14 protein-coding genes are annotated in these 11,283 nt (G+C 69.5%); 11 read left to right on the forward strand and 3 right to left on the reverse strand.

The annotated features are described in order from the left end of the window. A partial coding sequence (locus tag Q8M82_RS03735) for a TRAP transporter large permease subunit (RefSeq protein ID WP_305690037.1) occupies positions 1-225 on the forward strand: 225 nt, incomplete at its 5' end. A gap of 89 nt (positions 226-314) precedes the next feature. Continuing rightward, positions 315-1,319, forward strand: coding sequence for an NAD(P)H-quinone oxidoreductase (locus tag Q8M82_RS03740; RefSeq protein ID WP_305690050.1), 1,005 nt, complete (start codon positions 315-317; stop codon positions 1,317-1,319). A 25-nt stretch (positions 1,320-1,344) separates the two neighbouring features. On the opposite strand, the gene Q8M82_RS03745 is transcribed toward Q8M82_RS03740, so the two are convergent. Continuing rightward, positions 1,345-1,956, reverse strand: a complete 612-nt coding sequence (locus Q8M82_RS03745) for an alpha/beta hydrolase family protein (RefSeq protein WP_305690038.1) — start codon at positions 1,954-1,956, stop codon at positions 1,345-1,347. Positions 1,957-2,128: 172 nt separating this feature from the next. Beyond that, a complete protein-coding gene (locus Q8M82_RS03750; protein WP_305690039.1) occupies positions 2,129-3,253 on the reverse strand; it encodes an alpha/beta hydrolase in 1,125 nt (374 codons plus the stop codon). 187 nt (positions 3,254-3,440) lie between these two features. Between Q8M82_RS03750 and Q8M82_RS03755 the strand changes: the two genes are divergently transcribed. From Q8M82_RS03755 to Q8M82_RS03765, 3 genes are read left to right on the forward strand one after another with little or no spacing between them, the layout of a single operon-like run. Then, on the forward strand, positions 3,441-3,965 hold the full coding sequence (locus Q8M82_RS03755; protein ID WP_371126226.1) for a (2Fe-2S)-binding protein: 525 nt from the start codon (positions 3,441-3,443) through the stop codon (positions 3,963-3,965). Beyond that, positions 3,962-4,987, forward strand: a complete 1,026-nt coding sequence (locus Q8M82_RS03760; protein WP_305690041.1) for an FAD binding domain-containing protein — start codon at positions 3,962-3,964, stop codon at positions 4,985-4,987. The genes Q8M82_RS03755 and Q8M82_RS03760 overlap by 4 nt, the downstream gene beginning before the upstream one ends. Before the next feature lie 13 nt (positions 4,988-5,000). Further along, complete coding sequence (locus tag Q8M82_RS03765; RefSeq protein ID WP_305690042.1) at positions 5,001-7,247, forward strand: xanthine dehydrogenase family protein molybdopterin-binding subunit; 2,247 nt, start codon at positions 5,001-5,003, stop codon at positions 7,245-7,247. Between the two features lie 165 nt (positions 7,248-7,412). On the opposite strand, the gene Q8M82_RS03770 is transcribed toward Q8M82_RS03765, so the two are convergent. Continuing rightward, the gene (locus tag Q8M82_RS03770; RefSeq protein ID WP_305690043.1) at positions 7,413-7,652 is read right to left on the reverse strand and encodes a hypothetical protein; all 240 of its coding nucleotides are present in this window, start codon (positions 7,650-7,652) and stop codon (positions 7,413-7,415) included. A gap of 111 nt (positions 7,653-7,763) precedes the next feature. Between Q8M82_RS03770 and Q8M82_RS03775 the strand changes: the two genes are divergently transcribed. The 6 genes from Q8M82_RS03775 to Q8M82_RS03800 form a co-directional block, all read left to right on the forward strand. Further along, positions 7,764-9,002, forward strand: a complete 1,239-nt coding sequence (locus tag Q8M82_RS03775; protein ID WP_305690044.1) for an MFS transporter — start codon at positions 7,764-7,766, stop codon at positions 9,000-9,002. A gap of 26 nt (positions 9,003-9,028) precedes the next feature. Then, on the forward strand, positions 9,029-9,250 hold the full coding sequence (locus Q8M82_RS03780) for a hypothetical protein (protein WP_305690045.1): 222 nt from the start codon (positions 9,029-9,031) through the stop codon (positions 9,248-9,250). A 159-nt stretch (positions 9,251-9,409) separates the two neighbouring features. Further along, positions 9,410-9,808: a DUF2946 family protein gene (locus tag Q8M82_RS03785; protein WP_305690046.1), complete on the forward strand. Its 399-nt coding sequence runs from the start codon at positions 9,410-9,412 to the stop codon at positions 9,806-9,808. Positions 9,809-9,933: 125 nt separating this feature from the next. Further along, on the forward strand, positions 9,934-10,122 hold the full coding sequence (locus Q8M82_RS03790; protein ID WP_305690047.1) for a hypothetical protein: 189 nt from the start codon (positions 9,934-9,936) through the stop codon (positions 10,120-10,122). Positions 10,123-10,211: 89 nt separating this feature from the next. Further along, positions 10,212-10,730 carry a YcnI family copper-binding membrane protein gene (locus tag Q8M82_RS03795; RefSeq protein WP_305690048.1) on the forward strand — a complete coding sequence of 173 codons (519 nt, stop codon included), beginning with the start codon at positions 10,212-10,214 and terminating at the stop codon, positions 10,728-10,730. A 47-nt stretch (positions 10,731-10,777) separates the two neighbouring features. Next, positions 10,778-11,283, forward strand: a 506-nt coding sequence (locus Q8M82_RS03800) for a copper resistance CopC family protein (RefSeq protein ID WP_305690049.1), incomplete at its 3' end; no start/stop codon positions are given.

Genomic DNA, 11,283 nt, shown 5'->3' on the forward strand with positions numbered 1-11,283 from the left:
ATCGACCCGGTGCATTTCGGGCTCGTCATGGTGCTGAACCTGATGATCGGCCTGCTGCATCCGCCGATGGGTCTCGTGCTCTTCGTGCTCGCGCGTGTCGCCAATCTCAGCTTCCAGCGGACGACGATGGCGATCCTGCCCTGGCTGGTTCCGCTGCTGCTGAGCCTGGCGCTGATCACCTATGTCCCGGCGATCAGCCTCTGGCTGCCGCGCGTGCTGCAGTAGACGTCCGGGCGGCCCGGCCCTTGAACCGACCCCGCGTCGTCGCCACAAGTTGGGGCGAAGGCGCCTCCCGGCGCAGCCCCACGGAGACGATGATGGCTTTGCCGCAGACGATGAAGCAGGTGCGTTTTTCCGGACCCGGCGGGCCGGAGGTGATCGAGATCGAGACCGCCCCCGTGCCGCAGCCGGGCGCGGGCCAGGTCCTGATCGCGGTGGCTGCCGCCGGGATCAACCGTCCGGATTGCCTGCAGCGGGCCGGCGGCTATCCGCCTCCGCCCGGCGCGACCACGGTGCCGGGGCTCGAAGTCTCCGGCCATATCGTCGCCGTCGGAGAGGGCGTGGCCGCGAGCCGCATCGGCGAGGCGGTCTGCGCGCTCTTGATCAGCGGCGGCTATGCCGAATACGCGGTCGCGGACGAGGCACTCTGTCTGCCCGTTCCAAAGCCGCTCTCGCTGCTGGCGGCCGCCGGCCTGCCCGAGACCTATTTCACCGTCTACGACAACGTCTTCACCCGCGGGCGGCTGCGCGCCGGCGAAACCATCCTGATCCATGGCGGCTCCAGCGGCATCGGCTCGACCGCGATCCAGCTCGCCAAGCAGGCGGGCGCGACCGTCTATGCGACGGCCGGCTCGCCTGACAAATGCGGCTTCTGCCGGTCGCTCGGCGCCGATGAGGCGATCGATTACCGCGCACAGGATTTCCTGGCCGAGGTCAAGCGCCTGACCGACGGCCGGGGCGTCAACGTCATCCTCGACATGGTCGGCGGGCCCTATATCCAGCGCAACATCGCGGCGCTGGCGGTGGAAGGGCGGCTGGTGCAGATCGCCTTCCTGCAGGGCCCCAAGGCCGAACTCGACCTGACGGCGATGATGATCCGCAGGCTCACGCTGACCGGCTCGACGCTGCGGCCGCGCTCGGTCGCACTCAAGGCGGAGATCGCCGCGAAACTGCGCGAGGAAATCTGGCCGCTGCTGGAGGCCGGCGCCGTGAAGCCGATCGTCCATGCGACCTTCCCGCTCGACCAGGCGCGGCAGGGGCATGAGCTGATGGAATCGAGCGCTCATCTCGGCAAGATCATGCTGACCGTCACCGGCTGAGCCGTCGGTCGAAGCTCGGCGCCGCTCAGGCGCCGAGATGGCGGCGCAGAAAGGCGACGCTGCGGGTCGCCGCATCGAGCTGTGCGGTCTGGCTGAAGCCGTGGCCCTCGCCCGGATAGATCTGCGTCTCGACCGGCACGCCGCGGCCGCGCAGCAGCGCCTCGATCCGTTCGGCGTTGCGCACGGGCACGATGCGGTCGGCGGAGCCGTGCAGGATCAGCGTCGGCGCGCGCGGCCTGCCCTCGTCGAGATCCTCAGGCAGGAAGCCGAAATAGCTGACGACGGCGCCGATGCGCCTGTCGCGCGCGGCGAGCGACAGAGCGAGCGCGCCGCCCAGCGAGATCCCGACGATGGCGAGGCGCGACGGGTCGATCGTCGGGTCCTTGCGGACGCTCTCGATCACTTTCGCCAAACCGCTGCGCCAGATCGGATATTTGCGGCCGATCTCGCCATAGGAGGCGCGCTGCTCGCCGGTGGCCTCGAAGTAGTGCGGGAACAGGACCGTGTAGCCCTGGCCCGCCAGCGCATTGGCAGCGAACTGGTATTGCGCGCGCCTCGTAATGCCGTCGGCACCGTGCAGCAGCAGGATGGCGGGCCTGCGACCGCGGCCTGCCCCCTCGACACGGTCGATGGTCACGGGCGCTTGGGCCAAGGCCGCTGCAGTTGACCCGGCAATGAGGGCTCCGGTGAGACCGAGCAAGGCGGTTCGGCGATCCATGAAGGCTCCATCGACAGCGAAATGGTGACCGCCGCGGCGCGAGCCGGCGGCGGTCGGGATGAGAGCGCGCGGCGAGGCCGCGCGCCGGTCGTCACTTGGGGGCTTCGAAACCCTTGCGGATCTGCGCGACGGCGAAGTCCTGCGCCTCGCGGGCCTTGGCGACGACCGCGTCCATGCCGAAGAACTCGTGCGTCACGCCGGTGTAGAGCTGGTGCGTCGTCTCGACGCCCGCTTCCTTGAGCTTGGCGACGATCAGGTCGCCATCCGACTTCAGCGGATCGATCTCGGCGTTGATCACCGTGGTCGGCGGCAGGCCCTTCAGATTGGCCGCGACGAGGTTGAGGCGCGGGTCCTGCGTATCGGCCTCGGTCTTGACGACATGCTTCACGAACCAGGCCATCATCGGCGTGTTCAGCGGCTTGGCGTTGGCCTGCTCCTTCTTGGAGGGCGTGTCGAGGCTGGTCGTCGCCACCGGATAGACCGACACGATCGCCAGCGGCTTCGTCAGGTTCTGGTCGCGGGCGGCGATGGCGGTGTTGATGGCGAGGTTGCCGCCGGCGCTCTCGCCGACCAGCGCGATGCGGTTGGGATCGTAGCCCCAGCCCTGCGCGTTCTTCAGCACGTATTTGTAGGCCTCGATCGCCTCGTCATGCGCGGCCGGGAACTTGTTCTCCGGCGCCATCGGATAGTCGACCGAAACCACCGCCGCGCCGGTCTTGCGAGCCAGCGCCGAAGGGGTGGCGTCGTAGACGTCGAGGCTCGCGATCACCCAGCCGCCGCCGCGGAAGAAGACGATGATCGGAAGGTTCGAATCCTTCGTCGCGTTCTCCGGCACATACCAGCGCAGCCGCAGATTGCCCATGTCGGCGAACCGGCTGTTGGAGACCTTGAGGCCGGCATGAGGGTCGGCCTCGATCTTCTTGTCCTTGATGATCTTCATCACCGCGTCGGTCGGCGTCGGCTGGTCGCGGGCGTCGCCGGGCTCGAGGCTCTCGATCGGCTTGCCGCCGAGGCCGGCCAGCACGGACAGGACCTCGGCCATGTCGGCGTCGGGCTTGGACGGACTCTGCATGGTCGCGGCCGGCGGCGCGGCGGTCTGGGCGATAGCGGGGGTGAGCGCGCTGGTCGCGAGCATCAACGAAAGCCAGACGGTTTTCGCCGGTGCGAAGGAGGAGATCGGCATCGAGAGATCCTTGTTGGAGGTCGACAGTCCCAACCGGGGTGTCCCACGGAGGTTCCGTAACGACGACGCCGCAGCCGATCCCGACGGCGGCCGTCCTCACGGACCGCAGTGGAACAACCGTCGGGCACAGCCTGTTGTGGCGGGACGAAGTGCGGGCGCGTCGCAAGGCGATGCCAGCCTGCCATGGCTGCGCCTTCCCGACATTCCGCCGACACAGGAGTTGCCCTTGCCCGCCCATGCCATCGTCGGGACGCAGACCGTTCCCATCGAGATCACGCTGAACGGCAAGCGCCGTTCGCTCGAGGTCTCTCCCGTCACGACGCTGCTGGATCTGCTGCGCAACCATCTCGACCTCACCGGCACCAAGAAGGGCTGCGACCATGGCCAGTGCGGCGCCTGCACGGTGCTGATCGACGGCCAGCGCATCAACAGCTGCCTGCAGCTCGCGGTGATGCAGGACGGCAAGTCGATCACCACCATCGAGGGGCTGGCGCAGGACGGGCGCCTGCACCCGCTGCAGGCCGCCTTCATCGAGCACGACGCCTTCCAGTGCGGCTATTGCACGCCGGGGCAGATCTGCTCGGCGGTGGCGCTGATCGAGGAAGGGCACACCACGAGCCGCGAGGAGATCCGCGAGTTCATGAGCGGCAACCTCTGCCGCTGCGGCGCCTACACCAACATCGTCGATGCGATCGAGGACGTGGTCGGCCGCCGGCGGCAGCCGGTGCAGGAGGCCGCGGAATGAAGCGCTTTTCCTATCACCGCGCCGACAGCGTTGCCGATGCCGTGCAGGCGCTCTGTGCCACGCCGGATGCGCGGATCGTGGCGGGCGGCACCAATCTCGTCGATCTGATGAAATATGGCGTCGAGACGCCCTCGGCCCTGGTCGACGTCACCCGGATCGCGTCGCTGAACGGCATCGACGACACGGATGAGGGCGGCCTGCGGATCGGTGCCCTGGTGCCGAACCGCACCGTCGCCGAGGACGAGCGCGTCGCCGCCCGCTTCCCGCTGCTGGCGAGCGCGATCCTGGCCGGCGCGACGCCGCAACTGCGCAATGCGGCGACGACGGGCGGCAACCTGAACCAGCGCACCCGCTGCTATTATTTCTACGACACGAAAACGCCCTGCAACAAGCGCGAGCCGGGCTCGGGCTGCCCCGCGATCGGCGGCGTCAACCGCCTCCACGCCATCCTCGGCGCGAGCGAGCACTGCATCGCGACACACCCCTCGGACATGTGCGTGGCACTGGCGGCGCTCGGCGCGGAGATCCGCGTCGAAGGTCCGAACGGGCCGCGCCGCATTCGCTTTGCCGACTATCATCGCCTACCGGGCGATGCGCCCGAGCGCGACAACACGCTGCAGCCCGGCGAGATTATCGAAGCCGTTCTGCTCCCTCCGGAGGCTGAGGCCTTCGCCGGCCATCACAGCTATCTGAAGCTGCGGGACCGCCTGTCCTACGCCTTCGCGCTGGTCTCGGTCGCGGCGGCCCTCGACATCCGGGAGGGGCGCATCGTGGCGGCCCGGCTGGCCCTCGGTGGCGTGGCGCACAAGCCCTGGCGCCGTGAGGAGGCGGAAGCGGCGCTGGTCGGCTCGCCGGCCGACGAGGCCGCCTTCGCGGCGGCCGCAACACAGCTGCTCGAGGGGGCGCAGGGCCATGAGCACAACACCTTCAAGATCGAGCTCGCCCGACGCGCCATCCTCCGCGCGCTCGGCCAGGCGGCCGCCGGCACCCCGCAATCGCAGACCGACAAGCGCATCGCCTGAAAGGCTTTCGATCATGCTGAAGAACGACCTTCACGTCGGCTCGCCGCGCAGCCGCATCGACGGCCCCGCCAAGGTAACAGGGCAGGCGACCTATGCCGCCGAGTTCACGGCGGCCGATCTCGCCCATGGCTACATCGTCGAGAGCGCGATCGCGCGCGGTCGGATCGTGTCGATCGACACCGCCGCAGCCGAGGCCCTGCCCGGCGTCATCAGGGTCTTCACCCATGAGAACCGGCCGAAGACGGCCTGGTTCACCTACAAGTACCGGGACATGGTCGCCCCGCCGGGCGCGCCCTTCCGGCCGCTCTACAGCGACGAGATCCAGTATAGCGGGCAGCCGATCGCGCTGGTCGTGGCGGAGAGCTTCGAGGCCGCCCGCGAGGCCGCCGCGCTCGTCGCCGTGACCTATGACCGCCAGCCGCACGAGACCGATCTCGCCCGCGCCCGGCACGACAGCTACGAGCCGCCGAAGAAGCGCAACGGCATCGCGCCGCCTCCCGCGCCGCGCGGCGACGCGCAGCAGGCCTTCGGCGCTGCGCCGGTGCGGATCGCCGGCGAATACGCCATCGCCAGCGAGCACCACAATCCGATGGAGCCCCATGCCACGACGGTGGTCTGGGAGGGCGGCGGCAAGCTCACCGTCCATGACAAGACGCAGGGCGTGCAGAACAGCCAGGCCTATGTCACCAACGTCTTCGGTCTCTCCGGGGACGATGTGCGCGTGGTCTCGCCCTATGTCGGCGGCGGCTTCGGTTCGGGCCTGCGCCCGCAGCACCAGCTCTTCCTCGCCGTGATGGCCTCGCTCGCGCTCGAGCGCTCGGTGCGCGTCGAGCTGACGCGCCAGCAGATGTTCGGCCATGTCCACCGGCCGGAGACGGTCAATCTGGTCTCTCTGGGCGCGGGCGAGGACGGCAAGCTGCACGCGATCCAGCACCAGGCCATCGCGGCGACGTCGCGCTTCGAGGATCACCAGGAGGTGGTGGTGAACTGGTCGGGCCTGCTCTACCCGGCCGAGCATGTCGATCTGCGCTACGAACTGGCCAAGCTCGACACCTATTCGCCCGGCGACATGCGCGCGCCCGGCGCGCCGCTCGGCCTCTTCGCCCTGGAAAGCGCGATGGACGAGCTGGCGGTGGCGACCGGCGTCGACCCGGTCGAGCTGCGCCTGCGCAACTATGCCGAGCGGGACGAGAACGAGGACAAGCCGTTCACCTCGAAGGAGCTGCGCGCCTGCTATCGCGCGGGCGCCGAGCGCTTCGGCTGGAGCCGGCGCGACCCGCGGCCGGGCTCCATGCGCGAGGGGCGCGAGTTGATCGGCTGGGGCATGGCCAGCGGCGTCTGGGATGCCGGCATGATGAAGACCTCGGCGCGGGCGACACTCACCGCCGATGGCCGCCTCGCCATCGCCTGCGCCACCTCCGACATTGGCACCGGGACCTACACGATCCTCGCCCAGATCGCGGCTGATGCGCTAGGCCTGCCGATGGAGGCGGTCGATGTCGCGCTCGGTGATTCGACGCTGCCGGAGGCGCCGGTCCAGGGCGGGTCCTGGACCGCGGCCTCGGCCGGCAGTGCCGTCGCGGCGGCCTGCAGCAGCCTGCGCGACGCGCTGCTGACCCGGGCGGCGGCCGAAGGCTCGCCGCTCGCCGGCGCCAAGGCCGACGACGTGATCTTCGAGGGGGGGCACATCCGCAGCCTCGCCGACCCGGCGCGCTCCCTGGCTCTCGGGGAGATCGTGGCCGCCAGCGGGCCGGACGGGATCGCGGCGACCGAATCCGCCGGCCCCGGGCTGATCGGCATGATGCTGCCGAAGAGCCATTCGTCCTATACGCATTCGGCGGTCTTCGCCGAGGTCCGGATCGACGAGGAGCTCGGGGTGCTGCGGGTGACGCGCATCGTCAACGCCGTGGCGGCCGGGCGCATCCTCAATCCCAAGACGGCCCGCAGCCAGATCCTCGGCGGCGTGGTCTGGGGGATCGGCATGGCTCTGCACGAGGAGGCGCTGACCGACCATCGGCTGGGCCGGATCATGAACCACTCGCTCGCCGAATATCACGTGCCGGTCAACGCCGACATCGACGACATCGAGGTGATCTTCGTCGAGGAGAGCGACGAGAAGACGAGCCCGATCGGCGTGAAGGGGCTGGGTGAGATCGGGATCGTCGGCACGGCGGCGGCCATCGCCAATGCGGTCCATCACGCCACGGGCAAGCGCATCCGCAGCCTGCCGATCACGATCGACAAGATCCTGCAGGGATAGCCCGCCGCAGGATCGCCCCCCTCTGCGCCCCCACGCGTCCGGCTTGCGCCGGGCGCCATGGCTGCGCGGCGGGCATCGTGCTGTTATGGCGGCGACTCGGGCCTTCGCGCCGCGAGCCGGATCCGAGAGAATGTGAATGGAGCCCGCCCTGCCCTCCGGCCCCGATCAGACCGCCGCCTTCTCGAAGCTGTCGATCGCGGCGCTGGCGAGGTCGCCGATCGACTGCGAGCCGTCCGCCATCAGACGGACGACGATGCCGCCGAGCTTGGCCCTGGCGGCTTCGTCATCGTCGCGAAAACGCCCCTTGCCGGACAGGACCGCCCAGGCGCGCGCCTGCACGGCCTCTGCGACGAGCAGCTCCTTCGAATTGAGCACTCCCGGAAAGCGGAAATCGGTCGTCTGCATCGGCGTAGCCTTCATCGTTGAGAGAGCGAGATATGATGCGCGTCGTCCCGCGCAAGACCGCTCTCCCAGGGTCACTTCCATGTTTCGTCGCCCGGCTCCGGGCACTGCCCCATGACGACGCAGAAGGCACCGACGGGTTCCTTCGCCGCGCTGGGCGCTATCGTCTCGGGGGCCCTGCTGCTGCAGCTCGCCGGCACCATCGTCAACACGGTGGTGCCGCTGCGGATGGCCGTCGCCGGCCAGCCGCCCCTGCTGATCGGCCTCGTCGCCTCGGCCTATTCCGTCGGCTTCCTCGCCGGCTGCTTCGCGATGCCGTCGCTGGTACGCCGGATCGGGCATATCCGCGCCTTCGCCGTGTTCGCGGCACTGCAAGCGGCGGCGACACTGAGCTTCGCGCTGATCCCCGAGCCCTGGTGGGGCGGCCCGCGCCTGCTGATGGGGCTGGCCGCGGCCGGACACGGCATCTGCATCGAGAGCTGGATCAGCGGACAGGCCAGCGGGGCGAAGCGCGGCCGCATCTTCGGCGTCTATCAGCTGCTCAACCGGGTGGCGATGATCGGCTCGCAGATCGGCGTCGGCTATGTCGCCGTCCAGTCGCAGGACGTGTTCCTGCTCGCCAGCATGGTGTTCTCGTTCGCATTGATTCCGGTGGCGCTGACCCGGGCGCGCGGGCCAGAGTCGAGCGACGTGGTCTCGGTGGGCCTGCGCGCGCTCTGGCGGCAGGCGCCGGCCGCCGTCGTGGGCTGCCTCTATGTCGGACTCGTCAGCGGCCCGCTGACGAGCGTGATCCCGGCTTATGGCATCCTCGCCGGGCTCGACCAACGCAACACGATCCTGCTGACGGCGGGAATCCAGGTCGGTGCGCTGCTGATGCAGTGGCCGATGAGCCTGCTGGCCGACCGCGTCGCCAGCCGTCTGATCATGCTCTGCGCGGTCAGCCTCGTCACCGCGACGGCTGCGGCGCTGCTGGTGATCCAGGCGACGGAGGTGGCACAGGCGAGGCTGTGGCTGTTTTCGCTGTTCGCGCTGATCGGCGGGTGCAGCATTCCGCTCTACACGGTGGCCGTCACCCATGCCTATCTGCGGATCGGCCGCGAGCAGGCGGTGGGGCTCTCGGCGCAGCTCCTGTTCCTGTGGGGCACGGGCGCGGCGATCGGGCCCGTGATCGCGACCGGCCTGATGCAGGCCATGGGCGCGCGCGGGATGCTGGTCTATCTGATGGCGTTGTCTGCCCTGGTCGCGATCTACATCGCCCTGCGCATCACGCGGAAGCCGTCCCCCGTCTTCGTGGATGGCGAGCGCGCCTCGGGCGGACCGGCCATCCCCGAGATCGAACTCACCAAGCGCTAGCCGCGTCGCCTTCAGAGGAGCCGTCCTTGTCGACCACCCCCTATTACGATGGCGTCGTCATCGACCAGACCGATCGCAGCGCGCCGCTGGAACTGGAATTCGGCCGCTCGAGCGACTGGCAGGACGAGAACCTGATCTATCTCGTCGTCGATGGCCGGCCGCTGATCATGGACGATGCCACGGGCCGCCAGATCTACACGGCGATGATGAAGCTCGGCGCCTATCTCGGCTACGATCAGGCGGGCTGAAGGTTTCGCTCCTGGCGGGCCTCGGCCACGAAGGCCCCCATGATCTGCGGCGTGATCGATTGTCGTTGGCGTCGATGATCCCGGTCGACAGGCCGCGACAGCACCACCCCTTTGACAGGCGCCGCCCCGGTGCTAGGAAGCGATCCGGGAGACCCGTCCTTGTCCGCATTCCGCCAGAGCGCAGCATCTCGCCGTTGGGTCGCGATCATCGCGGCCTATCTGCTCGTGCTGCAGGCGGTGTTCACAGGGTTGGCCTCGGGGGCCCATGCCGCGAGCATGAGCCTCGACCGGTCGCTGGCGATGACGCTCTGCGCGCCTGGGGAAATGCCGGCGCCCTCGGCGTCCGACCAGGGCACGGCCCAGCATGACCGGACCAGCTGCTGCGTGATCGGCTGCGCCCTGTCGGGCAGCGGCCTGCCCGCACCCGCCGCGAGCTTCCTGCCGGTCGTTCACCGCCCGGTCGATCTCGTCGCCTTCGCGCGCCATCTCGACGCGCCGCAGGGCTATGTCGCCGGCCGCTCGCCGGCCAACCCCCGCGCGCCGCCCACCAAGGCCTGATCCCGCCCGCGCGCATCCATGAGGATGCCCGCAGGTTCGCTCACGCCCACGGACCAAGGCCGGCGCCAGAGGCTGATCCCGGCGATCATCATCTGCAGCCGTGCCGAGCAGCACGGACACCCTCCATGTCCCTCCATCCGCTGACACGCCTTTGTGCGTGTTTCGCGACGGGTCTGCTGATCGCAGCCGTCGCTCTGATCGCGGCCGATCGCGCCGTCCCGCTCGACCCGGCGCTGAATGTCGCCTGGCTCTGGCTGGGCGGCAACGCCGCCATCGGGCTGTCGCACGTCCTGCCCGCGCTGCTGCGCAGCTGATCCGCAGCGGCGCCCGCGCGCCGCTGCCTCGCTTTCACCATCACCATCGCACGGTCCGCTGAGGGCCTCGTCACTCGAAGGATAGTCCCATGTCGATCCGTATCGTGCTCGCCACCCTCGCCGCGCTCGTCGCCGGCCCCGCCATCGCCCATGTCACGCTGGAGACGCAGACCGCGCCCGTCGGCTCGACCTACAAGGCCGTGGCGCGCGTGCCCCATGGCTGCAAGGGCGCCGCGACCATCAAGGTCCGCGTGCAGATCCCGGAAGGGGTGATCGCGATCAAGCCGATGCCGAAGGCCGGCTGGACGCTGGAGACCGTCAAGGGCAAGTACGACAAGGCCTATGACTATTACGGCACGCCGACCTCCGAAGGCGTCAAGGAAGTGGTCTGGAGCGGTGGCAAGCTGCTCGACGAGCACTATGACGAGTTCGTCTTCCGCGGGTACCTCACCACCGACCTGAAGCCCGACACGACGCTCTATGTCCCGATCGTGCAGGAATGCGAGGGCGGCGGCGTCGAGCGCTGGATCGAGATCCCCGCCGCCGGCAAGGTCTCCGACGACTACAAGTTCCCGGCTCCGGGCCTGAAGCTCACCCCCAAGAAGTGAACCGAACCACGCGGCCGGGCCTCAGCGCCCGGTCGCCAGGAACCATCATGTCTGCTCGCCTGCGCCTCTTCCTCGTCCTGATCGGACTGCTCGCCGTCGCACTCGCGCCGGCCGGCAGCGCGTTCGCGCATGCGGCGCTGAACGGCGCGAGCCCGGCGGATGGCAGCGTGCTTCCAGTCGCGCCCTCGGAGATGACGCTGGCCTTCAGCGAGCCGGTCTCGCCGCTGGCGCTTCGGCTGATCGGCCCCGACGGCCAGGCGACGCCGCTCGACCGCGTCGAGCTCCGGGACCGGACCCTGGTGATCGCGGCGCCCGCCGGTCTTTCGCCCGGCACGCATGTGATCAGCTGGCGCGTGGTCTCGGCGGACGGCCACCCGGTCGGCGGCTCGGTGCTGTTCTCGATTGGTCATCCGAGCGCGACGGCGCCGATCGCCGGGACGCAGACAGATGCGATGGTGCGGGTCCTGCTCTGGGCCAGTCGCATCGCCCTCTATCTCGGCCTGTTCATCGGCTGCGGCGGCGCCGCCTTCGCGGCCTGGGTCGCGCCGCTTCC

The sequence above is a fragment of the Allobosea sp. genome (genome assembly GCF_030694325.1).
Taxonomy (GTDB): Bacteria; Pseudomonadota; Alphaproteobacteria; order Rhizobiales; family Beijerinckiaceae; genus Allobosea.